The organism is Limnohabitans sp. INBF002, from assembly GCF_027924905.1.
Lineage (GTDB): Bacteria > Pseudomonadota > Gammaproteobacteria > Burkholderiales > Burkholderiaceae_C > Limnohabitans.
Genome location: NZ_AP027055.1, coordinates 414,904 through 437,829, shown reverse-complemented (window position 1 = coordinate 437,829; position 22,926 = coordinate 414,904). Strand labels below are relative to the sequence as shown.

27 protein-coding genes are annotated in these 22,926 nt (G+C 55.7%); 8 read left to right on the top strand and 19 right to left on the bottom strand.

Features of this window, described 5'->3' with window-relative positions:
- Window positions 1–21: 21 nt before the first annotated feature.
- From QMG15_RS02255 to QMG15_RS02240, 4 genes are all read right to left on the bottom strand, one after another.
- Window positions 22–714, bottom strand: a complete 693-nt coding sequence (locus QMG15_RS02255) for a flagellar hook capping FlgD N-terminal domain-containing protein (RefSeq protein ID WP_108359711.1) — start codon at window positions 712–714, stop codon at window positions 22–24.
- A gap of 5 nt (window positions 715–719) precedes the next feature.
- Window positions 720–1,145, bottom strand: a complete 426-nt coding sequence (flgC, locus tag QMG15_RS02250) for a flagellar basal body rod protein FlgC (protein WP_108359712.1) — start codon at window positions 1,143–1,145, stop codon at window positions 720–722.
- A 6-nt stretch (window positions 1,146–1,151) separates the two neighbouring features.
- Window positions 1,152–1,535 (bottom strand): flagellar basal body rod protein FlgB, encoded by a 384-nt coding sequence (gene flgB, locus QMG15_RS02245; protein ID WP_108402307.1) that lies wholly within the window; start codon window positions 1,533–1,535, stop codon window positions 1,152–1,154.
- Window positions 1,536–1,821: 286 nt separating this feature from the next.
- Complete coding sequence (locus tag QMG15_RS02240) at window positions 1,822–2,988, bottom strand: LysM domain-containing protein (protein ID WP_281789287.1); 1,167 nt, start codon at window positions 2,986–2,988, stop codon at window positions 1,822–1,824.
- Window positions 2,989–3,085: 97 nt separating this feature from the next.
- On the opposite strand from QMG15_RS02240, the gene flgA reads away from it, so the two are divergent.
- The 3 genes from flgA to QMG15_RS02225 all read left to right on the top strand — a co-directional run bounded on the left by flgA (window position 3,086) and on the right by QMG15_RS02225 (window position 4,763).
- Window positions 3,086–3,862, top strand: coding sequence for a flagellar basal body P-ring formation chaperone FlgA (flgA, locus tag QMG15_RS02235; protein WP_281789286.1), 777 nt, complete (start codon window positions 3,086–3,088; stop codon window positions 3,860–3,862).
- A gap of 116 nt (window positions 3,863–3,978) precedes the next feature.
- Window positions 3,979–4,299, top strand: coding sequence for a flagellar biosynthesis anti-sigma factor FlgM (flgM, locus tag QMG15_RS02230; protein ID WP_233246927.1), 321 nt, complete (start codon window positions 3,979–3,981; stop codon window positions 4,297–4,299).
- 38 nt (window positions 4,300–4,337) lie between these two features.
- On the top strand, window positions 4,338–4,763 hold the full coding sequence (locus QMG15_RS02225) for a flagellar protein FlgN (RefSeq protein WP_281789285.1): 426 nt from the start codon (window positions 4,338–4,340) through the stop codon (window positions 4,761–4,763).
- 3 nt (window positions 4,764–4,766) lie between these two features.
- Here the strand turns inward: QMG15_RS02225 and QMG15_RS02220 are convergent, their stop codons facing one another.
- From QMG15_RS02220 to QMG15_RS02200, 5 genes are read right to left on the bottom strand one after another with little or no spacing between them, the layout of a single operon-like run.
- A complete protein-coding gene (locus QMG15_RS02220) occupies window positions 4,767–5,048 on the bottom strand; it encodes an EscU/YscU/HrcU family type III secretion system export apparatus switch protein (RefSeq protein ID WP_108359717.1) in 282 nt (93 codons plus the stop codon).
- Complete coding sequence (locus tag QMG15_RS02215) at window positions 5,045–6,130, bottom strand: hypothetical protein (RefSeq protein WP_281789284.1); 1,086 nt, start codon at window positions 6,128–6,130, stop codon at window positions 5,045–5,047. The genes QMG15_RS02220 and QMG15_RS02215 overlap by 4 nt, the downstream gene beginning before the upstream one ends.
- Window positions 6,131–6,139: 9 nt before the next feature.
- Window positions 6,140–6,541: a hypothetical protein gene (locus QMG15_RS02210; protein ID WP_281789283.1), complete on the bottom strand. Its 402-nt coding sequence runs from the start codon at window positions 6,539–6,541 to the stop codon at window positions 6,140–6,142.
- A 22-nt stretch (window positions 6,542–6,563) separates the two neighbouring features.
- Window positions 6,564–7,637, bottom strand: coding sequence for a hypothetical protein (locus QMG15_RS02205; RefSeq protein WP_281789282.1), 1,074 nt, complete (start codon window positions 7,635–7,637; stop codon window positions 6,564–6,566).
- Window positions 7,638–7,662: 25 nt separating this feature from the next.
- Window positions 7,663–8,142: an LPP20 family lipoprotein gene (locus tag QMG15_RS02200; RefSeq protein WP_281789281.1), complete on the bottom strand. Its 480-nt coding sequence runs from the start codon at window positions 8,140–8,142 to the stop codon at window positions 7,663–7,665.
- A gap of 133 nt (window positions 8,143–8,275) precedes the next feature.
- Between QMG15_RS02200 and QMG15_RS02195 the strand changes: the two genes are divergently transcribed.
- Complete coding sequence (locus tag QMG15_RS02195) at window positions 8,276–9,376, top strand: sigma-54 dependent transcriptional regulator (RefSeq protein WP_281789280.1); 1,101 nt, start codon at window positions 8,276–8,278, stop codon at window positions 9,374–9,376.
- 66 nt (window positions 9,377–9,442) lie between these two features.
- Here the strand turns inward: QMG15_RS02195 and QMG15_RS02190 are convergent, their stop codons facing one another.
- The 8 genes from QMG15_RS02190 to flhA form a co-directional block, all read right to left on the bottom strand.
- Window positions 9,443–10,480: a flagellar motor protein MotB gene (locus tag QMG15_RS02190; RefSeq protein WP_281789279.1), complete on the bottom strand. Its 1,038-nt coding sequence runs from the start codon at window positions 10,478–10,480 to the stop codon at window positions 9,443–9,445.
- The gene (gene motA / locus QMG15_RS02185) at window positions 10,480–11,340 is read right to left on the bottom strand and encodes a flagellar motor stator protein MotA (protein ID WP_108359724.1); all 861 of its coding nucleotides are present in this window, start codon (window positions 11,338–11,340) and stop codon (window positions 10,480–10,482) included. The genes QMG15_RS02190 and motA overlap by 1 nt, the downstream gene beginning before the upstream one ends.
- A 128-nt stretch (window positions 11,341–11,468) precedes the next feature.
- A complete protein-coding gene (gene fliS / locus QMG15_RS02180; RefSeq protein WP_108359725.1) occupies window positions 11,469–11,891 on the bottom strand; it encodes a flagellar export chaperone FliS in 423 nt (140 codons plus the stop codon).
- 88 nt (window positions 11,892–11,979) lie between these two features.
- Window positions 11,980–12,840, bottom strand: coding sequence for a hypothetical protein (locus tag QMG15_RS02175; RefSeq protein ID WP_281789278.1), 861 nt, complete (start codon window positions 12,838–12,840; stop codon window positions 11,980–11,982).
- Window positions 12,837–13,595, bottom strand: coding sequence for an RNA polymerase sigma factor FliA (gene fliA, locus QMG15_RS02170; RefSeq protein ID WP_108359727.1), 759 nt, complete (start codon window positions 13,593–13,595; stop codon window positions 12,837–12,839). Before fliA ends, QMG15_RS02175 begins: the two co-directional genes overlap by 4 nt.
- A complete protein-coding gene (locus QMG15_RS02165; protein WP_281789277.1) occupies window positions 13,592–14,419 on the bottom strand; it encodes a MinD/ParA family protein in 828 nt (275 codons plus the stop codon). The genes fliA and QMG15_RS02165 overlap by 4 nt, the downstream gene beginning before the upstream one ends.
- Window positions 14,412–15,800 carry a hypothetical protein gene (locus QMG15_RS02160; protein WP_281789276.1) on the bottom strand — a complete coding sequence of 463 codons (1,389 nt, stop codon included), beginning with the start codon at window positions 15,798–15,800 and terminating at the stop codon, window positions 14,412–14,414. The genes QMG15_RS02165 and QMG15_RS02160 overlap by 8 nt, the downstream gene beginning before the upstream one ends.
- A 38-nt stretch (window positions 15,801–15,838) precedes the next feature.
- Window positions 15,839–17,935 (bottom strand): flagellar biosynthesis protein FlhA, encoded by a 2,097-nt coding sequence (gene flhA, locus QMG15_RS02155; RefSeq protein ID WP_281789275.1) that lies wholly within the window; start codon window positions 17,933–17,935, stop codon window positions 15,839–15,841.
- A 189-nt stretch (window positions 17,936–18,124) separates the two neighbouring features.
- Between flhA and QMG15_RS02150 the strand changes: the two genes are divergently transcribed.
- From QMG15_RS02150 to fliN, 4 genes are read left to right on the top strand one after another with little or no spacing between them, the layout of a single operon-like run.
- The gene (locus tag QMG15_RS02150) at window positions 18,125–19,807 is read left to right on the top strand and encodes a flagellar hook-length control protein FliK (protein WP_281789274.1); all 1,683 of its coding nucleotides are present in this window, start codon (window positions 18,125–18,127) and stop codon (window positions 19,805–19,807) included.
- 35 nt (window positions 19,808–19,842) lie between these two features.
- A complete protein-coding gene (locus tag QMG15_RS02145; protein WP_281789273.1) occupies window positions 19,843–20,436 on the top strand; it encodes a flagellar basal body-associated FliL family protein in 594 nt (197 codons plus the stop codon).
- A 13-nt stretch (window positions 20,437–20,449) separates the two neighbouring features.
- Window positions 20,450–21,442, top strand: a complete 993-nt coding sequence (gene fliM / locus QMG15_RS02140) for a flagellar motor switch protein FliM (protein ID WP_108359732.1) — start codon at window positions 20,450–20,452, stop codon at window positions 21,440–21,442.
- Window positions 21,443–21,456: 14 nt separating this feature from the next.
- Window positions 21,457–21,858 (top strand): flagellar motor switch protein FliN, encoded by a 402-nt coding sequence (fliN, locus tag QMG15_RS02135; protein ID WP_281789272.1) that lies wholly within the window; start codon window positions 21,457–21,459, stop codon window positions 21,856–21,858.
- Window positions 21,859–21,866: 8 nt separating this feature from the next.
- Here fliN and QMG15_RS02130 read toward each other — a convergent pair whose 3' ends face one another.
- Both QMG15_RS02130 and QMG15_RS02125 read right to left on the bottom strand, forming a co-directional pair.
- Window positions 21,867–22,202, bottom strand: coding sequence for a polymer-forming cytoskeletal protein (locus tag QMG15_RS02130; protein ID WP_281789271.1), 336 nt, complete (start codon window positions 22,200–22,202; stop codon window positions 21,867–21,869).
- Window positions 22,199–22,807: a hypothetical protein gene (locus QMG15_RS02125; protein ID WP_281789270.1), complete on the bottom strand. Its 609-nt coding sequence runs from the start codon at window positions 22,805–22,807 to the stop codon at window positions 22,199–22,201. The genes QMG15_RS02130 and QMG15_RS02125 overlap by 4 nt, the downstream gene beginning before the upstream one ends.
- Window positions 22,808–22,926: the final 119 nt, after the last annotated feature.

Here is a 22,926-nt window from a genome sequence, read left to right as displayed (position 1 = left end):
GAAATTCTTGAATTCTTGAAATTAGTAGCTGATGCGTTTCACATCAGTCAAATTGACCGTCTTGCCACCGGCGACTTCGAGCAACATGGTGCCGTCGGCGGTGCCTGCGCTGGTCACACCGGTCACTTGCGCGTAGGTGTTGACCGTGGGTTTGGTGACGGTGCCGTTGCTGTTGACCGAGGCCACATAGCGGTAGTTGCCATTGGGCACTGCGGTGCCGCCGTCGTTCATCCCGTCCCACGCAATGGTGACGTCGCCCACAGGCTGTGGGCCCAAGATTTGGGTGCGCACCAAGATGCCTTTGTCGTTGAAGATTTCAACCTTGATACCGTCTGCGCCCGTGGGTGCATTGACCACGCCTTGCGACACGGTGGTGTCCGTGACGGCCACAGGACCATCGGGCACGCCAACGGTTTTGCCAATCAAAGATGTGGCACCGAGCAAGCGGTCATTGGCCAAGCTAGAGACCAAGTTCTGCATGCTGGTTTTCATGGCCGTGGTAGCTTCAAGTTGTGAGAACTGCGCGAGCTGGGCCACGAAGGCTTCGTTCTTGACAGGGTCCAACGGGTTTTGGTTCTTCAACTGTGTGGTGAAGAGTGTCAAAAATTCCGTCTGACCCATGTTGGTGTTCGTGGGCGTGGCTTTTTGTTGCGCTTGGTAGTCTTCGTACTTGACGATGCCACTAGGCAGGGTGGAGGTTGCTGTAGTTGCCATGATGATTAGCTCTTGGTGATTTCAAGGGTGCGCATCATCAATTGACGTGCGGTGTTCACCACTTCGACGTTGTTTTGGTAAGACCGCGAAGCGGCCATCATGTCGACCATCTCAGACATTTCGTTCACGTTGGAGTGAAAGACATAGCCTTCTTTGTCGGCGAGTGGGTTGCCTGGCTCCCACGTCTTGCGAATGGGTGCGGGGTCGTTGACGATGCGGTCCACCTTGACGCCACCGACGAACTGAGCGCCTGCGTGTGTCATTTCTTGGTCCATCAAAGCTTTGAACAAGGGACGACGGCCGCGGTAGGCCTCTTCCTCTGAGCCTGCGACCGAGTTGGCGTTGGCCAAGTTGGAAGCCGTGGTGTTCATGCGAATGGACTGCGCGTTCAGCGCGGTGCCTGCAATACCAAAAACGTTGTCGAGTTGCATGGTCTATTACTCCCCGCGCATGGCTTTACGAAGACCGCTGATGCGGTTTTCTAGGAATTGCAAAGTCGCTTGGTATTCACCAGCGGCTTTACCGTATTGGGCTTGTTCCACGTTCATCTCCACGGTGTTGCCGTCGAATGAGCTGTTGAACGGTGTGCGAAAACGCATGCCGTTGTCTTGCGCTTCTTGCAGACCGGCGTAGTGCTTGTCGTTGGTGGCCGTCAGATATTCAGTCTTGGCTTCTTTGAGCATCGCCTTGAAATCAACGTCTTGTGCTTTGTAGTTAGGCGTGTCGGCGTTGGCGATGTTGCGCGCCAGCACTTCCATGCGTTGGCTTCTCACGCCAAGCGCACGCTCGTGAATTCCAAAGGCTGATTTAAAAACGTCCATAACAAGACTCCTGTTTATTGACACATGGCCTCAAGTTGTGAGACCTCGTGTCGATTAATGCAAGAGCCGTGCCACGGTGGTTTTGACGCTAGAAGCGGCAAATGTTTGCCGCTAAACCCTATGCAACTCACCCTGCGCCATCAACACAGAGCGCGTTACGCACTCAAAAATGCAACGACGCAGCGCGAGTGGCTGGGTGTGTGGTCCCGACGATTTCTGCTCGCAGCATGAGGAGGGCCACACACCCAGCCACTCGCGCGAGCTCAGAAAAACAAGAAGCAAAAACTTAACGAACTTCCGACACAGCAGCCTGCGCGGCATAGGCACTCAAGCGAGCCGCCTGCATGGAGGGGCGTTGCGCCACGTCCGTGCCCAAACGTTCATTGGCGTTTTGATGCAAACCCGCCAAGATGGAGTTGCGTGTGATGGGCGCACGCATGTCGCGGTTCACATGCAAATAAGCGGCTTGCTGACCCGGAATGTTCAAAGCTGCGTTGGGTCGCGTTTCGTTACGCGCGGCTGGGGTGAGCACGGTTAAGTACAGATCATCCAAACCCACGGGGCCAAAGTTCTTCAAGCCCGTGTCATCAAAATACTTGCCCACCATGTCGAGCTGCTGCAACACGCTGTGGCCCAGAATGGCTTTGGGGTTGGCACCAAAACCAGCGCTGGCTGCGCCGCGGTCAGGGCCATCACAAAACTGGATGATGCCGTGACAACGGCTGTTGGAAGCTTTGGGGTTCATGCCATCGCTCTCCATCAAGGTGAGGCGCGCAAAGTCATCGGGCGCGAAACGGTGTTCTTGCGAGAGCTGAACAATCTTGTTCATCACGGCTTGTTTGTCTTGCGCGGGGATGAAGCCCTTTTCAATCGCGCGGTCGATGGTTTTTTCCAGCACCACATTGCCACTGCGGTCTGAGCGCGTGAGCAACTGCACTTGCGCTGTGCCTGCCAAGGCAGCGCTGCCCAAGGCCGTGTTGGTGTTCAAGGTGTTGACGTTGGCGGCAGGCGTGACCGCGGGGGCTGCCGCCGAAGCTGCGGCGGCTTTGTTGGCTGCAATGGCTTGGTTCACCGCTTGCGCTTGTTGCAAAGAAAAATTCAAACTGTCCAGGTTCAGCTGCTGACCTGGATGAATCATGTTGGGGTTGGCAATGTTGTTCGAACGCGCCACGGTTTGCGCCAAGCGCATGGCCTCGTTGTTCGAAATGTTCACGCCGCGCGCAGCCATTTGCTCGCGCACGATGCCTGTCAACGTTTGGCCTGAGCGAACCGAGGTGCCCCACGCTGCCGTGCTGCCCTCGGGGGCCAATGAACCAGATAGGCTGGCGCTGGCCATCGCGCGCGTGAAAGCGGGCGCGGTACGGGCATACGCCAACTGACTCCGCGGCAGCTTGGGCATGCCGGAGGCGTCGGTGGTGTTCACCTGAGGGTTGTAGGACGGGTCGAGTCGCATGGAGGGCTCCGGTTAATCGGTCCGTTTTAAAAGTTGGCTTCGTTCTTGCATGAAGGGTTGGGTCTGAACAAATGTCAAAACATCAACACCGACCCGAATGACTATGCAAATGCTGTGCCTAAAAAATGCCGACACCCCACGCGTCAAGCGCTGGGGCATGTGGCTGGCCGCATGCGTTCTAAGCCACGCCCAGATTGGGTTTGCAGCGGATTCGCCTTTGCCAGACAGCGCCTTTGAGGCTTTGCAAAAGCAAGCCCAACAATGGGCTGCAAACCACCCTTCTTTCCAGGGTAAACAGGTACAAGTGGTGCCTGTGGACCCACGCATCACGGTGCAAAACTGTCAACAAAACCTGCAGTTTGAACAGCCGTTTCCCAATCAACCCGCCCTTCGCGTGCGCTGTGCGCAGCCCGCTTGGCAGCTTTTCGTCAACGTGAACACGGGTCAAGCCACAGCGCCGCTTAACCGCGCCAGCCCATCTGCGCCTGTGTTGCACAAAGTGTTGGTGTCCAAAGAGTTGCTCAAGCGCGGCACGGTCATCAGGCCAGACATGTTCAGTTATGCCGACATGCCTGCTGCGGGCATGGAAAACCAAATCATTTCTGATACCAAATTACTCAAAAACATGGAGTTGGTGCGTGACCTCACGCCCAACACCCCTCTGCGTTCGTACGACGTGAAGACCGCTGTGTTGGTCAAGCGCGGACAAGAGGTTCAGCTCACAGCAGGCGAAGGACAAGGCTTTTCCATCACAATGCGCGCGGAAGCGTTGCAAGATGGTGGTCTAGGTGAACAAATTCGCTTAAAAAATGTCGAGTCGGGTCGATCAATATATGGCGTGATCACCGGACCGAATGCCGCAAAACTGAGGTGAAAAGTGGTATTTAAAAAATATTTCAAGAAAACACTCAAGTTCTAGAATTTGAGGTCGATTGAAGTGTTGTGAAAAAGTTTTGACCTGGGTTACAGGTTAGAGAAAGTGAAAACATCATGAATGACGCAATTTCAAATTACGGTCGGATGACGCAATCGAACGCTGCGATTCGCAGTGCCATCGACAAAGTCGAAAAACGAAGCCCTTCTGCCGCGCAAGCCAAGGAAGACTTGGCTCCGTCTATGGAGAAAGCATCTTCCGCAGGAGCAGATAAAGTGAGCTTGAGCAACGTCGCCCAAAAAGTCATGGCGCAACCAGACTTCGACCGCTCCAAAGTAGAAGCCATCAAGCAGGCGATCAAGGAAGGCAACTACCCTGTGAACCCACGCCGAATTGCTGAAAACTTTGTGGCCCTCGAAAAGATGATCGGCAACTGATCGTTCATTCATCTTTGATTGATCGTCTTTTGTCCGATATGACAACACCCGCCACCGACACACAAGCCTCCTCGCTCGAGCAGGCTTTGGCCTTGGCGAAAACACTGGAAGACATGCTTGAACAAGAGTTCGAGCAGTTGAAGGTGCAAGATTTAGACGCCTTTGAAGCGTCGCAAAGCACCAAAAATGAGCTGCTTCAGCAGCTCGCGCAGCTGGCGGGCATCCAAGGCCCAGATTCAGCAGATGCGCTCGGCCCAGAATGGGACGGTTTCAAAGCGCACATGGCCCATTGCCGCGACATGCATCGCCGCAACGAGGTGCTGATTGGCCGAAAGATTGACGCCATCCGTGGCGCACTGCAAAGCCTTCAAGTACAAGACCCCACGAGTTCGGTCGAGATTTATGACCGCCTGGGCAAAGTCTCGCGCGGTCGACGCGGTGGCCGCGGCTACGCTGAAGCATAAAAATTATTTAGGCTTTTCATCCCCGGGCTGCATGCCCTTGAGCCAGTACACCCACGCCAAAATCACGGCGACAGCGGTGAACATATCTTCCGGAATTTCTTGCCCCACATCGAGTCGGCTCAACATGGCCAACAGGCGTGGGTCTTCGGCCACGTACACGCCCTGCTTCTTAGCCTCAGCCACGATGCGGCGCGCCAGTTCGTCGTCGCCCTTGGCGGTGACCGTGGGTGCCTTGTTGCGGCCATATTCCAGAGCCACGGCTTGCATGTAGTGTTTGTCGGTCATGCGCGGGTGTCCACCAAGCTGCCGTGTTCGGTCGGGGGATGGTCTTCTAGGGCCTCTGGGCGTGGCGCGTTGTAGACCTGAAAACTTCCCATGCGCAGGCCCGCGCTTTCGAGTTCATCGGTCAGCTCGCTGGCGTTGAATTTGGCCAAATCAGCCACTTCTTTGTTCAACGCCCACATGGTCAAGTCCACCTGCGCGTTGTGGCTGATGGTGGTTTTGAGCCACACCTCACCCAGCACGCGGCTTTGGGTGTGCATGTTGACCACCAGCGGGTTCTTGGGTTGGCCCGGCTTGTTGCCTTTTTGCTCGAAATGCAGCGCCACCGGGTCGGCATCGCGAAACGGAATGACCAAGGCGAAGTTCAGCTCGCCTTTGTGCAAATTTTGGGCAGACTGAACTTGCGCCGCTTCGACTTCATCAAGGGCGTGATGCAGGCTTTCTTGGGTGTCGCCACTGTCTTCTTCCACACGCGCACGTTCAGCCATGAGCAAACGCAGCAGCACCTTGGTGTTGTCGGCCACGGGCTCGCCCTCAGCCAAGCTGGCTTCAGAGGTTTTGCTGTGGCCCAACACAAAGCGTTTCAAGGTTTGCGCTTGCAAACTGCCCATGCTCAGCCGTTGCGCGGTGATGCGTTTTTTCAATTCGCCCGCGTCTTGCACCGGCGGCACCAAGCCCTCTAACACGCCGGGACGCAGCAGGGTCAGCAAACTGGCAAAGCCGCCGGGCTGAAACAGCAAGGTGTTCAAGCGCGTGGGAATGGCCGCCTGCGGTGCCTCGGGCCCCGCAAAATTGCCCGTGTGCAGCAACTGCAACGCCCACTTGCCAGCAGGCAAGAGTTGCGCGCGCAGCTGCACCAGATCGCCCTCTTTGATGTAGGGCTGCAAGGGCAAATTAAAAATGTGCTCGTTGAGCGCCAGCTTGAGCTGTTGGTTCACCACAGTCGCAGTGGCTTGCACCACTTGGCCATCGTGCAAACCGAGTTGTCGTGCCACGGGCGCTTCTACATACGCGGTGCGCATTTCCAAATGAATAGGCGCCACACGCGAAATCGCGTTGACGCCTTCTGGACCTAGGATGGCCATGACAACCCTTTACGGGAAGCGCACCCAGTTTTTGCGCTCGCTCATGTTCATGTCTGCGGTCGAGTAGCCACCGCCGCGGCTCATGCCACTGTTGCCAGGGGCTTGGCCTGGCACTGTGTAGCTGCGCAGCAAGTCGTCGTGGTTGGGCACGTTCAACACAGCGCCGGCCATCAAGGCACGGGGGGGTGATTTGGTGAAGGCTTGAGGGTTTTGCTGCACAAACGCATTGCGCAAAATTTCCACGCGCAACGGACTGTCGGGCATGGTTTTGCGAATGACTTTGTCCAGCGTGTCACCCGACACCACTTGGTAGGTGCTGCGTAGCGCAGGGCCCGCAGCCAATGCCCACATGGGCATCGCCACAGCAATGCAGCACAACAAGGCGCGAAGAGAGTTAGTAGGCGTGTTCATGGTCGGTTCTCCCGTCGATCTTTTAATACGTGTAAGGCCAAGCAACCCAAGCCCCATTGAATTTTTGTTTGCGTCCAGCCACTTGCTTGAGCTCGGCCTGATAAGGCGTGACTGATTTGACTTCGGCCAACACGGCGGCGTCAAGCGCGCCGGGCTCCAATGTGTGACGGGGCAGCACAGAGGGGTCTGCAATCATCAGTTGGTCGCCCACGCGCAAGCCAGAATGGCTTCCCGCGTTGAGGGCCAATCGGCCCTCATTTTGCTGAACTGCAAAAGTTTGTGGTTCACACGCGAGCTGCTTTTCAAGTTTGACCACCATGGCCGCCACAGCACGCGCAATGGCGGTGTGGGTGTCGTTGTCCATTTTTGGCGTGCCATGGGCTTGGGTGGGCAAGCTTGGCACCACCACTTCTTCAGCTGTGAACCACCCTTGGCGCTGGCCGGGTCCACTCACCATCAAACTCAAACCAAACGCGGCGTAGTCGTCAGAAACGCCCGCAAAAGGCACAGGTGTCACCGTGAGTTGGGCATGCCATTGCACATGTTCTTCGCCATGGCCATGAATCAAGCGGTCATAGGTACGGGCTGGCGATTGGCTTTGAATCAAACGCCAACGCTCGGCGCGTGCGCCCGCTTGCACCAGGCGCGTCCGCGCCGCGAAACCGACTTGTTGTGCTTGGTAGCGCTGGGCTGGTGCCAGGCCTGTGGACAGATCCATGCCCACCGTCATCACGTGACGCAAAGGGGCTTTGGCTTGTGGGGCTTCACAGCGTCCTGGTTGAACGCTTTCCACCTGCGCAACAGCCAGCTCTGCTTGAGGCTGTTGCCCCGCGTCACGCACGTATTGGGCAAGCTGCAAATCACGCAGTTTGATTTCAGACGAAAAGCGGTTGAGTTCGCGCAACTTACCATCGCTTTCCATCCAGCTCGTGGCGCTCACGCGGGTGTTGGACTTCATGGCCGCTTCCACCATCGCGCTGCGAATGGCGTTGAGGCGCTCTTGCGCACTCAGGTCTGCTGCACCGACGGAAAAATTGACACCCATCAAACCCACCAAAGTGGCGATACACAGGCGTCGGCGCGAAGAAGTCCACATGGCCATGTTTTCTAAACGCCTGTACTTAGCGCTTGTTGCTCAAACTGGCGATGTACAACGCACGCAAGTCGTTGACCACGTGGCGGTCCAGCGACATGGTGGTTTCATAGGTGTCGTCACCCACGGGGGTGATGCTGACCAGCACTGCGCCATAAATGACACCTTCCACACGGGCGCGGAAGGTATCGCTCATCACGGTCATGTCAGCCACGGTGGTGCTGGCATCGAGTTGCTGGCCGTAGACCTGTTCGGTCAAAGCACGGTAAGCGTCAAGTTTGGAGGCACGGATGGCTAGCAAACGTTGCTGAGCGGCGTTGCGGTGATTTTGAATACTAATGACCGCATAACCCGTCGCCACCAAGGTTTCGCGTTTTTGGGTCATCGGCGTGATCATGTTGGCGCTGTCGTCCACGCGCGCTTGTGCAGGCATGGGCGGTGGCGTGCTGGCGCAAGCGGTCAACAAAAGAGCGGAGGCTGCAACAGCCCAATGTGTGATGCGGTTCATGTCTGTGTCCTTGAGAGGTCTCCCCCTAGATTCGGCACCGATCAAGGCATCTTTAACATTTTCAAAGACGAATACTTTTTCTGTCTTGTGAAATGTTTGTTGTCACCGACAATGATGTGTAGGAATTTTTGACATGAAACCCACGACAAACTTTATTGGCTCCAGCGAGTCAGCAGCCACGCTGCGCCAATTGGTCGCGACGATGGCTAACTCCAACGCCACCGTGATGATCACGGGCGAGAGTGGCACAGGCAAAGAGCTATTGGCTCGGCTGCTGCATGAGCAATCGGACCGATGCGGTGCCAACTTTGTGCCGATCAACTGCGCGGCCATTCCCAAAGACTTGTTAGAAAGCGAACTGTTTGGCCACCGCAAAGGCGCATTCACGGGCGCTGTGGCCGACCGCATTGGTCGCTTTGAGCTGGCCCATGGCGGCACCATCTTCTTGGATGAAATTGGCGACATGTCGCTGGACATGCAGGTCAAGCTGCTGCGCGTGTTGCAAGAGCGCACCGTTGATCCCATTGGCGGCACCCGCCAGGTTCAGGTGGATGTGCGCGTGGTGGCCGCGACCCACCGAGATTTAGAAACCGAAATTGCGGCCGGTCGGTTCCGTGAAGACTTGTATTACCGCCTCAATGTGCTGCCCATGGTGACCCCGCCGTTGCGTGAACGCAACGATGACGTGGCCGAGTTGTTGGGATTCTTTGCCAAGAAATGTGTCAACTTTGGCAAGCAACCCATCCGCTTCAAGGCCGACTTCATGACGGCCCTGCAAAAGTACCCTTGGCCTGGCAACGTGCGCGAGTTGTCCAACTTGGTCGATCGTTTCAGCACCCTGTACGCGGGCCAAGAGCTGGACTTGCGCGCCATCCCCCCTACCCTGTTGCCCAAGGGTTTGGTGTCGGCCCAAGCCGAGCTTCAAGCCCAAGCACCGCTGCTGGCCAAACTGGAAATGACACCGCCCCCCGAGGTGCTGGCCGAAATGAACGAGCAGCCAGAGGAAGAGGAAAACGAGATCGAGGGCATCATCATGTTGGCCCAAGGCATGCCTCATTTGCCACCCGAAGGCTTGTCGCTCAAAGAGCGCATGGCACAGATTGAGCGCAGCATCATTGAGCAGGCGCTGAGCCGCAACTCGGGCAATGTGTCACGCACAGCCAAGTTGCTCAATTTGCAGCGCACCACCTTGATTGAGAAGATCAACAAGTACGACCTGCGCTCAGCGGCTTAACGTCTCTGACGGCACCCAAGAAAAAAGGCAGCTCAATGAGCTGCCTTTTTTACGTCTAAGCCTTGCTTAGTCTTGGTCGTTGTAGAGCACCGTGATACTCATGCGACGGTTACGCGGATCGCGTGGGTCTTTGGGGTTGAACGGATCGGTGTCGGCCACGCCCTCGATGCGGGCGAATCGGCTTTCTTTGATGCCGCTTTTCTCTAACAAAGCACGCGTCACTTCAGCACGCTCAGCGGAGAGCGACCAGTTGTTGCGGCCTTCTTTGTTGTTGAAGGGCACGCTGTCGGTGTGGCCGCGAATGGCGATCTTGTTGGGCATTTCTGCCAATGAAGCTGCAATTTCGCTGATCAGGTTGGACGCTTTGCCCTGCATGCTCATGCCACCGCTGGGGAACATGGCAAAGTCGGCTTTGTCGATGATCTCAATGCGAAGGCCTTGTTTGTCACGCGTGACAGACACTTGGTCTTTCAAACCACCCAGCTTTTTGTTTTCAGACAGCTTTTGCTCAATCTCTTTTTCGAGTTTGTCAAAGTCGGCTTTTTCTTGCGCAGCGGCAATTTCTTTCTTCTGCTCAGGCGTCAGCTTGTCTGGGTCTGAGTAGGGGTTGTTGTTTTCTTGACCGGGGTCGGTGCTGGGGTTGGGGCCACCTTCTGAGCGAGGTGTCAAACGTTCGAGCAACGCCGTTTGCTTGGCCGCAAACGGAAAGCCATCGGGGTCAATGATGGAGCGGCCACCCAACACACCGTTGGAGCCAGCCAATTGGCCAATGGCCACCAAGCTTTGTGAGGTGGGTTTGAAGTAGTCGGCAATGCTTTTGCGCTGGTCTTCATTGGACGCGCCCAACAGCCACATCAACAAGAAGAACGCCATCATCGCCGTCATCATGTCGGCCAACGCGATCTTCCAAGCACCACCGTGAGCGCCACCGTGGCCCTCGTCGATGATTTTCTTGATGATGATGACGGGCGCAGGCGCCTCGTCCTTCTCTTCTTCTGCTGCTTTTTTTGCAGCTTCAGCCGCGGCCGCAGCGGCGGCAGCGGCTTCTTGGGCTGCTTTTTCGGCGTCTTCCGGCGTGGCTGCCGCGTCTTTTTCGTCAGCCATTATTTCCTCAACGCGTCAAAGAGTTCGCCAAAGGTGGGCTGTGCGTGGTGGTTGATACACACGCGTGCAGCTTCAATGATCAAGGGAACGGGGTAGCCATGCATGTTGCCAATGATGACTTGCTGCGCCACTTTGAGGGCTTCGCCGTCTTCGTCAATGATTTGCTTCAAGCGGCTACCGAAGGGCTCGAAAATACCGTAAGCCAAGAACACGCCCAAGAACGTACCCACCAGCGCGCCACCAATCAAGGCACCCAGCACAGGAGGAGGTTGGTCAATCGCGCCCATGGTCTTCACCACACCCAACACGCAAGCCACGATACCCAGCGCGGGCAAAGCGCCAGCGAGGGTGGCAATGGCATCGGCGTTTTGCATTTCGCTGTGGTGGTGGTGTTTGATGGACGTGGTCATCACGTCTTCCACCGCATAAGGGCTCAAGGTGCCTGAGGACACCACCATCAAACGGATGGTGTCGCAAATCAAGCCGACCAAACCGTGGTCGTGCAGCATCTTGGGGCATTCGCCAAAAATGGCACTGGCCTCGGGGTTCTCGACGTGCGATTCCATCGCCACGGCACCCTCGGCCTTGAGTGTTTTCATCAACTTGGAGATCACGGCGATGATGCCGATGTAGTCTTCCTTGTGGTACTTGGGGCCTTTGATCACGCGACCCATACCGCCCCAAGCGCCTTTGAAAATCGCGCCAGAGTTACCGGTGATCATGCCGCCAACACCAGCACCACCAATAATGAACATTTCGAATGGGGTGGCTTTGATAATGGGCGCCAAGCTACCGCCGGCGATCACGAAACCGCCGAACACGCAAATGAACAGAACGACCAAACCAATAATTGCTGACATCTAACACTCTCCCCAAGCAGGTTGGCGTATCCAAGTCGAAAACTTGGATACGCCTAAAAATTGTCCCGAACAACCTGCAAGATTAACTGATAAATAACGAAAAACTTCTAAAAAGAAGAAATCCGCGATCAGTTCATCATGCCAGCAGGTCGGTTGGTCGCGGGCACCAAGGAAGGCACGCCTTCCCAAGCATCGCGAATCTCGCGCATCAAACCGTGAATCTCATCCAACACGGCCACATCGTTGTGGGCGTTGGCGTGGAACAAACGACGGGTCACATAGCTGTACAACTCATTGAGGTTGTTGGCCAGATCGCCGCCTTTTTCAAAATCCAAGGCACCTTGCAGGCCAATCACAATGCGGCTGGCGCGTGCAATGGCTTTGGATTTTTCATTGATATTTTTGTGCTGAATGTGGCCACGTGCCGTGGACAAACTCTCCAACAAGCCGTCAAACAACATTTGAATCAATTGCACATTGTTGGCCGTGGCAACGCCGCTGCTGACTTTGACATCGCCGTAACTTTGAATGGCTCGTGAATTGGCTCGCATTTGATTAACTCCTGTGTATTTCTTCGCTTACACAGGCAGTATCGGAAGGGGTTGGGCAAACTTGAGTGACATGTGTAGAAACAGCCGATCAAACAGGCTTGGCCTCAAGCGGTGCGGCATCTGAATGCGTCAACGCATCGGGATGCATCACCGCGTCGACTGTCTCAGCGGCAACTTCTTGCCGCTGTTGGTCTTCATAGGCCTGCACATGCTCCAGTCCTTGTGCCAACTCTTCTGGCGTAGGTTCACGCGTGTCGCTGTTTTCTAGCAAGCCATCGCCCAACACCTCAGACGAACCCGACTCATCTGTCAGTGCCAACATGGCGTCGTCACTGGCATCGTCAGGCTGAGCCACAGACACTTCTTCAAACAAGAATTCTGAGAACGGCACTTCATTGGTGATGCCCACACGTTGGTAAAGCATGTCCACCACGCTGTCCACGGTTTGCTTCAGACGCAACAGCACTTCGGGGTCTGGGTTTTCGCAGTAGCTTCCTGCAAACTCCAAGGCCGAGCGGTACACGCTGCCCAAATGCTGCGGAGGCAACCACGATTGGATGTGGCCGCGCGCCGTTGAAATTTTGCGGGTCGAGCTGGGCATGTGGTTTTCGGTGCCACCCAACGCGTCTTCAATGCCGTCTTTGAAACTGGCCGTGATGTGTTCACGCAGAATCGGTTCGTAATGCGGGCGCAGGGCCTCGATCAAGGTGGCATCAAAGCCCTCGACTTGTTTGCCATTCATGGCATCCCAGAGTTTCTTGCCCTCCAAACCGGAGAACAACAAATCGCCAGGAATCTCTGCGCCGAAATCGGGCAGCGAAGGCTCTGTTTCTGGTTTGGGCGCTTCGTACATCTTGGCCAAGTGGTTGATCTTGTCGATGAGGTACAGCGTCAAGATGACCAGAAGCAACAAGATCCACGAGATCATGTTCATCATGAAGTTACTCATGCGCGTCTCCTTGTCTCGGCCTTCTCAGTCTCAGACGCCGTTTCTACTTTCAAGGTGCCGCGTAATTTTTTGACCACAGAGGACAAGATCTGGCTCACGCGAGACTCGCTCACGCCCAAGGTTTCGCCAATCTCTTTGAGGTTGAACTCTTCCACGTAGTAGAGCTGCATGACCAGCTGCTCGCGCTCAGGCAGCTGAGCGATGGCATCGGTCACGGCGTCCATGAATTGGGCTTCTTCAACGATCACATCTGGCTGCTGAGAGCTGTCGTCTGCAATCGTCATCACTTCTTCAGTGACCACTTCCATGGAATAGGTTTCAAAGCGTTTGGCTTTGCCGCGTTCTTTGTGAAACTCTTCCAGGTCTTTGCCCATGTACTCGGCAATTTCAGCTTGCGTGGGCGTGCGGCCCAACTCAGCGGCCAAAGCGTGCACCGTGGTGTTGTGTTCTTTGTTGAACGCCACCGCCGAACGGGGCAAGAACGACAAGCGTCGCACTTCGTCGAGCATGGCACCGCGCACACGGCTGTGCGCGAAGTTTTCAAACTCAATGCCCTTGACGGGATCAAACGCACGTGAGGCTTCGAGCAGGCCAATCATGCCCACTTGAATCAGCTCATCGAGCTCCATGAATGCGGGGATACGCGCCTTCAAGTGCAAGGCAACGCGTTTGACCAGACCCAAATGGGCCATGACCAAATCTTCGCCTTTGGGCTTGCAGGAGTCGTACATCTGTACGGGGGATAGTGCTCTCATGTGTCAGACGAACCGTTTTGCATCAGTCGCTCCATGAAAAATTGCAGACCGCCCGAGGGGTGGTCAATCGGACGCAAGTGCGTGCATGCCTCTGCCAAACGCATGTAGTCACGCGCGGCAGCTGTGCCAGGGGCAAGTTCCATCACCGACTGGTATTTTTTGAGTGCGCGCAACACCATCTCGTCTTCTTCGATCGAGGTGAGGTAGTGCACCGATTCGCCCAAGAAACGCACACAGACGTCGTTGAGCTTTTTGTAGAGTTTCCAGCCTTCCGACTGGCTCTTGACCATGTTGGGCAAGAGATAGATTTCGTCCAAGCCCATCTCTTTGCTCAAGATCTTGATGGTGCCGTAGGCATCGGCAATCGACGATGGATCGTCTTTCACCACGATGAAGCGGCGTTGGCAAGCAGCCAAGAACGACAACACAGAAGGTGAAATACCGGCTGCTACGTCGACAATCAAATAGTCGACATCGTCCGCCAACACACCAAACGACTGCACGATGCTGGCCGCTTGAATGTCGCTCAGGCCTGCCAGCTCTTGCATGCCCGAGGCACCTGGGATGAGCTTCACGCCTTGACGGGTGGTGATGAGAATTTCTTGCAGCGTTTTTTGACCGGCCAAAAAGTGACCCAAGTTGTATTCAGCGCGCGCACCAAGTGCAATTTGTGCGTTGGCCAAACCGAGGTCAGCATCAAACAACATGACGCTGTGACCCAGCTGCGTGAGTGCCACCGCCAAGTTGATGGAGGTCGTGGTTTTACCAACGCCACCCTTGCCGCTGGCTACGCCGATGACTTCTGTTTTGCGTGGATTACTCATGGGTCAAGCCTGTGGTTTCGGTTTTGAATTTAGCCGCGATTTGCGACAGTTTGGACACAGCCAGTTCGTTGACGGCTGCATCGCGTGCATTTTGCTGTGCTTGTTCTTCGGTTTCTGGCAAGGGCAAGTTGTCGAGGGCACATTGCACCAAACCAACCAATGACACGTCTTGCACCAAATCGACAGTGCGCTCGCCATGGCTGGCCACCGACACGCTCAGCGACTTGTCGGTCAAGAACTGCAACAAGGCCCACGGTTGGTTGGACTCGTCGAGCTTGCTCAGCATCAAGGAGGCCCACACGTTGTCGGTGTTGTCAAACACACGGCGGATGTTGGCAGCCGATGCATCTGCTGGAATCACGGCGTGGCACTGCACATTCAGGTTCATGGCGCGAATCTCGGCCAAGCGCTCGTTCATTTGCACGCCGGGGGTGTCAATCAAGATGAGTTGACGGTCGGTGTGCTCGTCGAGCAAGAGTTTCAAAGTGGCGGCATTGGTAGCGCGGAATGAATCCACGCCTGACTGCGCGCACAGCAATTGGGTTTGGTTCCAAGCGCCAGCACGCTGGTCTTGGAAGCTGATGACCATGATTTTTTCGCTGCCGTGTTGTTGCGCGGCGTGTTGCGCCAAACGGGCCACCATCATCGACTTGCCCGCACCGGACGGGCCAGCCAAGGCATGGATGCCTGACACAGGTGTTTGGCCTTGCGCTTGTTCGACCGAGTGGCTGAGCTGGCGGCTCAAAGCGCCCATGGCATCGGCCATGTTGTCGTGGTCTTTGATGCTGTCAATCAACAAAGCACGCAAGGCCACGGGAATGGGCGCGTCGTTCAAGGCGTCGCGCAAAGGCGCGATGGCAGCGGGCAAAGGCATGCCGCCTTGTTGCCACGCGGCCATTTGTTGGCCGAGTTTGAATTCACGGCGCAGGGAGTTGAGTTCTTCACGCACCAGCGCCACGATTTCGCGGCCACGCAAGGTGTCGTGTTCTTCAGCGGCGCGCTTGGCCGATTCATCCACCGGTTGGGCGGCTACTTTGGCTGCGGGCTTGGCCTTGGGTGCGGCAGGCTTTGCAGCCATTTCCACGATGGGCTTGGCCACTTTGGTGGCTTGGCGCTCGCGGGCATCGCGTTTGTTTTGGTCCAGTGTCTGTCCCAGCAACACATCAAACTTGCCTGTGGGCTTGGCTGACGAAGCGAACTGTGTTTTCAAAAACGGATCAGCTTCCTCTGTGGTCATCGGGGCCAAATCAACCGCCACGATCAGCTCGGTCAAACCATTGACTTGGCTGCTCGAAATGACGAGCACGTCGGAGCCGTATTGGGCCACGGCCTTTTCGTTGGCAGCGCGGATGTCGCGGGCAAGGATGCGTTTGAGTTCCATAGGGTCAGCTCACTCTGTCTTTGTTATAGGTTTTCGGTTTATCGGGCTTTGGCATCCACGGTGTGGATCACTTTGACGGCCTGATCGTCCGGAATTTCGCTGTAAGACAGCACAGTCAAATCGTTCACGCGGAATCGTGCGGCTTTGGACAACCAACCACGAATCACAGGGGACACCACCAACACGGCGGGGTGGCCCATTTCTTCTACGGTGCGCGCGCCTTCGCGCAGACCGGCAAATAAGTTTTCTGACAAGCCCGGCTCCATCACCACGGCTTGGCCGGGTTGGCTTTGTTGCAGCACGTTGTGCAACAACTGCTCCAACGATGGCTCCAGCGTCATGACTTGCAAACCGTTGTCGCCATCAATCAGACTTTGCATGATCATGCGACCGAGCTTGGGGCGAACCATAGCGGTGAGTTGTTCTGGGTCTTGCGTGCGGGTGCTGGCTTCGGTCAACGCTTCAGCAATCGTGCGCATGTCGCGGATGGACACCGACTCGGCCAACAAGTTTTGCAACGTGCGGGTCAAGATGCCGAGTGACAACTTGCCGGGCACCAAGTCTTCCACGATCTTGGGTGACTTGGCCGCCAATTTGTCGAGCAACTGTTGGGTTTCGTCGTGGCTCAACATGTCGGAGGCGTTTTCGCGCAGCACTTTGTTGAGGTGGGTCGAAATAGCGGTGGCAGCATCGACCACGGTGTAGCCGAGGGTACGGGCTTGGTCGCGTTGGGAAGGTTCGATCCACACGGCTTCCAGACCGAAGGCGGGTTCACGGGTGGCAATGCCTTCCAACTGACCATACACATGGCCGGGGTTGATGGCCAATTCGCGACCGACTTTGACTTCGCCTTTGCCACGCACCACGCCTTTGAGCACGATGTTGTAAGCGTCTGGGTCGATGTTCAAGTCATCACGGATACGCACGGGCTGGACCAAGAAGCCCAACTCGGCAGACAATTTTTTGCGCACGCCTTTGACGCGTGTCATCAGCTCGCCGCCGGTTTCGGCGTTGACCAACGGGATCAAGCCATAGCCAATTTCCAAACCAATGAGGTCGACTTGGTCCACATCGTCCCAGTCGAGTTCTTTCGGTGCATCAGTAGGCGTGGCATCTTTGACGGCTTGTTCGGCTTGTTCGTCTTGCACTTCGCGGGTGATGATCATGAGCCCTAAGCCCGCCGAGGCCAAAGCCAAGGTGATGAACATCAAGTGCGGCATACCGGGCACCATGCCCAAGATGATCAAGATCACAGCCGAGATGAACAAGGCGGTGGGGTTGGCCAACTGAACAGACGCCTGCTCAGAAATAGATTCAGCGGTCGTGACGCGGGTCACGATGATGGCGGTGGCCAGCGACAACAGCAAAGAAGGAATTTGAGCGACCAAGCCGTCACCAATGGTGAGCAAGGTGTAAATCTTGCCGGCTTCAGCCACGGGCAAGTCATGTTGGGCCACGCCGATGATCAAGCCGCCGATCAAGTTGATCAACAGAATCAACAAACCGGCCATGGCGTCACCGCTCACGAATTTAGAGGCACCGTCCATGGAACCGAAGAAGTCAGATTCTTGGGCCAGCTCGGCACGGCGTGTTTTGGCAGTTTCTTGGTCGATCACGCCAGCGTTCAAGTCAGCGTCAATCGACATTTGTTTGCCGGGCATGGCGTCCAAGGTGAAACGCGCGTTCACTTCAGACACGCGGCCTGCACCTTTGGTCACCACCACGAAGTTGATGATCATCAAGATCGCGAAGATGATGAAACCCACCACATAGTTACCGGCGATCACGAACTCACCGAAAGCCTGCACCACCTTGCCGGCAGCGTGGGCACCTTCGTGGCCATTGACCAAGACCACACGGGTGGACGCCACGTTCAGCGCCAAGCGCAACATGGTGGCAAACAACAAGACGGTGGGGAAGGATGAAAACTCGAGCGGCTTACGGGTGCCGATGGCGATCATGATCACCACCAAGCTGCAAAGAATGTTGAAAGTAAACAAAAAGTCCAACAACAACGGAGGCAATGGCAACACCAGCATCGCCATGATGACGAGCACCACCACCGGAATACTTAGTCCGGAGAGGTCAAATTTCGACAAGTTGTGTCGAATCGTTGACAGAGTGAGAGTGCTCATTGAGGGAATCCAGTTGAAAGTGGAACGTTTAGGTTTCTTTTTGCCTTGAAAAAACTTTCGGGGCATGTTCATTAAGCAATCGATGTGCCAAGTCAAACTGACACTGATGCGCCTCTCAGCCGAAAGCGGCAAGAACTGACCTGTCACGGTTCTTGCTTAACTCGTTGGCAAACTCGTTTAAAGACCACCATGAACCTGTCCAGTTATCTCCAAATGCCACCGGCCCCGTCGGTGCCAACCAACCCCAGCAATGCGGTGCCACAAGGCACGCGCACTGGGGTGGGCCCGTCTGCGGGTGCTCATTTGGGGTTCGACTTTGCACAAGTCATGGCACGCCAGATGGCGCGGTTGGTGCCGCAAGAGCGGCAAACTTTTGCCGCTGATGTGCCCCAAGCCCCTGCACAAGACGCGGCAAACACATCAGATGCACGCCCTGTAGAAGACAGGCACAGCACCGATCGCCCTGAGCGAGCCACACGTGAAACGCGCGCTGACAACGAGGCGTCACAAGCAGACGACGACACAGATCCGTCAACAGCCCACGCACGCACGCGCAACAAAACAACCAAAACCAAGCCGACCGACACAGACGCTTTGTTAGAGAGCTTGATGCAGGGCGCGCCCGTGGTGCCTGCGGCTGTCGTACCGACCGCTGTGACCCCAGTCACCCCCGTCTCAGTCACGCCCGTGCCTGAGGCGCAAGCAGCAGCACCACTTGCCGCCCCAGTCTCATTGCAAACCATTGAGCTGAGCCCGCAGATGCGCATCATCACCGACCCTCAAAAAGCACCCAGCCCTGAGAGCTTGGCTGCCTTTGCCAAGTCCATGGGCTTGGATGAGTCAGAGATTCAAAACTTATTGAGCCAACAGCCTGCCACACCCGCCACCGTGCTGAGCGGCGCACACAGCACAGCATCGGCTGGCGTGCCCAATGCCTTGCAAGCAGCCATGAACACCATGCTCAATGGCGCACCAACCACTGACACGGCAGTAGCCACACAGCTGGCCGCCATGACCGACGTTGCCGCACAAACCCCGGTTGTCGCATCGGGTGCAGGCTTGGCCGCCGCAGCCACCACATTGGCTGCGCCCGCAATGCCAGGATTGACGCCCACTGACATGGCGGCGATCGAACAATTACAAATCACCGTCTTGCCTGCCGCAGTGTTGCCCGTCAACACCGCCGTAACCAACACGCCTATGCCCAGCACGATCGACATGTTGTCGCTCTTGGGCACAGGCGTGGATGAGCAAGATGTCAGCGCCCTCTTGTCTCGTTTCTCAGAAGACGCGGGCAGCGAAGGCAACCCTGACCAACACCCCTCGCAAGGCGAAGGCAACCACTTCAGCAGTTTTTCACAAGCCCTGAACAACACCCAAAACGCCGCCAACACAGCGCCTGCAAACGCCGCACAAGCCACAAGCGCCAACATGGGCGAGGTCTACGACCAGCTCAGCGACAAGATGGCCACCGAAATGGCCGCACGCATGCACAAGCAGCTCAGCGACGGCGAGTGGAAGATGAAATTTGGTCTGCGCCCCTCCAACTTGGGTGGCGTTGAAATTCAACTCGAAATGAAAGACGGCAAGCTCGATGCCGTGTTCCGTGCCGACAACCCACTCACACGCGACTTGCTACAAAACAGCAGCCAGCGTCTGCGCGAAGCACTTGGTAACTTTGGCATTAATGCCGGTCAAGTGCAGGTGGGTCAAGGCGGCGGCAACGCCCAACACAACAACTCTGGCAATGCGGCTAAGCATTCCCAAGTTAGAGACAATTCCTCTTCGCAAGTCAAAGGCTCGGGTGACGCTTCTAGCGCGACCTCGGCCCGCAGCAAGGCCAATGCGTCCTTGCTTGACCTCTATGCATAAATTACGCATGACAATCTGAACATTAGGAGAACGATATGGCAGAAGCAGCAGCAGAACCGACTGAAGAAGTAGTCGAAGGCGAACCGAAGAAAAAGAAACCTATTCTTTTGATTTTGGTCATCGTGTTGTCCGTGATCATTTTGGTCATGTCAGTGATGTTCGGCACCTTGTATTTCTCTGGCTTCTTCGAGCACAAGAGCGAAGCAGCCGCCCACGAAAAAGTGGACGAGCTAGAGAAGGCTGCCGAAAACGCGCATGGCGCAACACCAGACGGCCCATCGAAGGTCAAAAAGGAAGCCGAAGCCACGCGCTTTGAAAACACCTATTTGGAAATCGACAAAGAGTTCATGACCAACATCACGAGCTCGAAAAAAATCATGGTCGTGAAAGTGGCTGTGATGACCCACTACGACTCACGCGTGTTTGACAACGTGAAGAAGCATGAATTTGCCATTCGCTCTGCAGTGCTCGACGTGATGCGTCAAAGCACTGAAGCCGATGTGGCCAAACCAGACTTCCGCGTCGAATTGGCGACCAAGATCAAGGTGGTGATGAACGAAATGCTCATGAAGTACGAAGACTTCGGCGGCATTGAAGACGTGTTCTTCACCTCTTTTGTGATGCAGTAACTTTTGAGCCCACATGAAATCTAACCTGCTCTCGGACGAAGAACTGGCCGCGCTGTCGGAAGGCGTGCGCGACGGTTCGATCGAAACCGACACCGGCTTTAACAGCAGCGTGCGGGTGCGCAAGCACGACCTCGCCAGCGAAGACAGCAGCCTGGGTGTGAACGTCTCGTCGATCGACATGATCAACGAGCGCTTCATCCGACTGTTCCGTCTTGGCTTGCTCGAAGTGCTCCGAACCAGCCCGCGTGTGAACCCCACGCGCGTGCAAATCTTAAAGTTCGGTGATTACCTCAAAGGCCTGCGTGCGCCCTTGTCGGTGAACATGGTTCGCATGAACCCACTGCGTGGCAACTCGGTGATCATCATCGACCCCAATGTGGTGTTCAGCTCGCTCGACAGTTTCTTTGGTGGCTTTGGCAAAGGCGTGGGCGAACTCCCCCCCAGCCGTTTGTTCACCCCCACCGAAACACGCATCATCAAGATCATTCTTGAAGTGTTCTTCCGCTCGTTGACCGAAGCGTGGGGACCGCTGATGCCCATCGAATGCGAACACGTGAGCTCTGAGATCAACCCTCAGTTCGCACAAATCGCCGACGAAAACGACTTGGTGGTCTTGAGCCGCTTTGAAGCCGACGCCACCGCCAGCGGTGGCAAAGGCTTCATTGACTTGGTCTACCCCTACGCCACCTTGAAGCCCGTGCGCGAACTGCTCAGCAGCCGCGTACAAAGTGGCGAAGGCAACGAAGAGTCAGACAAAAAATGGCGCAAAGACCTCGCTGCGGCGGTGGGTGATGCCAAGCTGGAATTGCAAGTCACCATGGGTGAAATCAAAACCACGCTGCACCACTTGAACCATTTGCAAGAAGGCGATTTGTTGTTCTTCAAGAAAGACGACACCGCGCTGATGAGCACTGATGGCGTTCCCGCCTTCCACGTCAATGTGGGCACACGCGGCTCGCAAGTGGCTGTGCAAATTGACCACGAACACGTTCACGGCAAACTCTGAGACAGGAATACATCATGACCGACGAAAAAGAAAACCCAACCCCAGAACACGACGAAGCCGAAGTGGCTGCCGCTGAAGCCGAAACACACGACGAAGTGGCTGTGCAAGCCGAAGATGTCGAACCAAGCTTGGAAGACTTCAAGCCGACGATGCCCGGCAACATCAATCCCGAGGTGTTGCAAAACATCGTCGTGAACTTGTCCATCGAAGTGGGCCGTGCACAAATCAAGATCAAAGACTTGATGCGCCTCACCCAAGGCAGCGTGGTCGAGCTCGACCGCATTGCGGGCGAACCGCTCGACCTGTTGGTGAACAACTCGGTGGTGGCCCAAGGTGAAATCGTGTTGGTGAACGACCGCTACGGTGTTCGCCTGACACGTGTGGTGCCCTCTTCAGAGCGCCTCAAGCTGATCTAAACCTTGATTCAGCGCTGCGTCATGTCGCCTTTGACCTGACCGCCGCGCTCAATTTCGATTTCGCCATACGTCACAGCGCCGCGCACGCGGCCTGTGCTGCGCACGATGAGCAACTCGCGGCTGGTCACGGTGTCATTCAACTCGCCTTTGACATCCACATATTCGGCCGTCGTTTTACCCGTCACGACCCCTGACGTACCAATCAGCACATCGCGTGCATCTAGCTCGCCATCGAATTGGCCAGAAATGATGGCCTGATTCGGCGCTTTGATAGACCCTGTGAACACCACACCTTCACCGATGAAGATGCTGTTTTCTTTGGACATGTCGTTTTTATCGTTCATTTAGTTCTTTCAATCATTAAGTTCAAGGACGTGCGAATCGCCGCCAAGCAGTCGCTGGCACTCCCTTTTCCCAAAGCAGCTGTACGCAAGCCTCGGGTGTAGAGCGCCCAAATGGTTTGGCAGCGCGCATCAATGTGGTCAAAACCGTGCGCGTGCAATGCGAGGTAAATCGGCGTCATCAGCTTCATGGTTTGGTTGACGAAGCGCTCTTCGTCCACCACCGACCAAGTCCATGCGTATGACTGGATCGCCGTCTTGAATGGCAGCTGACGCAAATCGTGGTGGTACATCTGCAGCAAATACGCTTCCACTTGCGCGATGAGGGTTGTGCCCAAGGTGGTGATGTCTTGCGCCATCAAGCTTCGAATCATGGCCTCGTTGCTCGCCACCACGGCATGACACACCAGATTGGCTTTGGTGAACCCAAACTCCATCAGCTGCGGGATGGTCATGCGGTTGTCTTTGGCAATGTTGGCCAAGCTCAGCGCGTCAAACTCGGAGGCTTCAATTTTTTGTTGGATGTAAGCCACCAAACTGACAAGGCGATTCTTCAGTAACAGCGGCAACTCAACTTCGTCGCTTTCTTTGATTTTTTGGAAATTCATCGAAAATTTAAAATTAAAAGTTGCTAGCCAATTGAGAAATCTGACAAGATTGTCATAAGAAAGAACCGCTAGGTCTATACGCTCACGGGCGTACGAAAACAAGTCAAACCGATAAGAAC

Bases quoted from the DNA above. Each gene is read 5' to 3' on its own strand.
- QMG15_RS02160 (WP_281789276.1), bottom strand. From the start codon at position 15,800: ATGGAACTCAAACGCATCCTTGCCCGCGACATCCGCGCTGCCAACGAA.
- QMG15_RS02240 (WP_281789287.1), bottom strand. From the start codon at position 2,988: ATGCGACTCGACCCGTCCTACAACCCTCAGGTGAACACCACCGACGCC.
- QMG15_RS02165 (WP_281789277.1), bottom strand. From the start codon at position 14,419: ATGAGTAATCCACGCAAAACAGAAGTCATCGGCGTAGCCAGCGGCAAG.
- fliN (WP_281789272.1), top strand. From the start codon at position 21,457: ATGACCGACGAAAAAGAAAACCCAACCCCAGAACACGACGAAGCCGAA.
- QMG15_RS02195 (WP_281789280.1), top strand. From the start codon at position 8,276: ATGAAACCCACGACAAACTTTATTGGCTCCAGCGAGTCAGCAGCCACG.
- QMG15_RS02220 (WP_108359717.1), bottom strand. From the start codon at position 5,048: ATGACCGACAAACACTACATGCAAGCCGTGGCTCTGGAATATGGCCGC.
- fliA (WP_108359727.1), bottom strand. From the start codon at position 13,595: ATGAGAGCACTATCCCCCGTACAGATGTACGACTCCTGCAAGCCCAAA.
- QMG15_RS02210 (WP_281789283.1), bottom strand. From the start codon at position 6,541: ATGAACACGCCTACTAACTCTCTTCGCGCCTTGTTGTGCTGCATTGCT.
- QMG15_RS02200 (WP_281789281.1), bottom strand. From the start codon at position 8,142: ATGAACCGCATCACACATTGGGCTGTTGCAGCCTCCGCTCTTTTGTTG.
- QMG15_RS02130 (WP_281789271.1), bottom strand. From the start codon at position 22,202: ATGAACGATAAAAACGACATGTCCAAAGAAAACAGCATCTTCATCGGT.
- flgA (WP_281789286.1), top strand. From the start codon at position 3,086: ATGACTATGCAAATGCTGTGCCTAAAAAATGCCGACACCCCACGCGTC.
- QMG15_RS02175 (WP_281789278.1), bottom strand. From the start codon at position 12,840: ATGAGTAACTTCATGATGAACATGATCTCGTGGATCTTGTTGCTTCTG.
- fliS (WP_108359725.1), bottom strand. From the start codon at position 11,891: ATGCGAGCCAATTCACGAGCCATTCAAAGTTACGGCGATGTCAAAGTC.
- QMG15_RS02145 (WP_281789273.1), top strand. From the start codon at position 19,843: ATGGCAGAAGCAGCAGCAGAACCGACTGAAGAAGTAGTCGAAGGCGAA.
- QMG15_RS02205 (WP_281789282.1), bottom strand. From the start codon at position 7,637: ATGTGGACTTCTTCGCGCCGACGCCTGTGTATCGCCACTTTGGTGGGT.
- QMG15_RS02255 (WP_108359711.1), bottom strand. From the start codon at position 714: ATGGCAACTACAGCAACCTCCACCCTGCCTAGTGGCATCGTCAAGTAC.
- fliM (WP_108359732.1), top strand. From the start codon at position 20,450: ATGAAATCTAACCTGCTCTCGGACGAAGAACTGGCCGCGCTGTCGGAA.
- flgB (WP_108402307.1), bottom strand. From the start codon at position 1,535: ATGGACGTTTTTAAATCAGCCTTTGGAATTCACGAGCGTGCGCTTGGC.
- QMG15_RS02215 (WP_281789284.1), bottom strand. From the start codon at position 6,130: ATGGCCATCCTAGGTCCAGAAGGCGTCAACGCGATTTCGCGTGTGGCG.
- motA (WP_108359724.1), bottom strand. From the start codon at position 11,340: ATGTCAGCAATTATTGGTTTGGTCGTTCTGTTCATTTGCGTGTTCGGC.
- QMG15_RS02225 (WP_281789285.1), top strand. From the start codon at position 4,338: ATGACAACACCCGCCACCGACACACAAGCCTCCTCGCTCGAGCAGGCT.
- QMG15_RS02150 (WP_281789274.1), top strand. From the start codon at position 18,125: ATGAACCTGTCCAGTTATCTCCAAATGCCACCGGCCCCGTCGGTGCCA.
- flhA (WP_281789275.1), bottom strand. From the start codon at position 17,935: ATGAGCACTCTCACTCTGTCAACGATTCGACACAACTTGTCGAAATTT.
- flgC (WP_108359712.1), bottom strand. From the start codon at position 1,145: ATGCAACTCGACAACGTTTTTGGTATTGCAGGCACCGCGCTGAACGCG.
- QMG15_RS02125 (WP_281789270.1), bottom strand. From the start codon at position 22,807: ATGAATTTCCAAAAAATCAAAGAAAGCGACGAAGTTGAGTTGCCGCTG.
- QMG15_RS02190 (WP_281789279.1), bottom strand. From the start codon at position 10,480: ATGGCTGACGAAAAAGACGCGGCAGCCACGCCGGAAGACGCCGAAAAA.
- flgM (WP_233246927.1), top strand. From the start codon at position 3,979: ATGAATGACGCAATTTCAAATTACGGTCGGATGACGCAATCGAACGCT.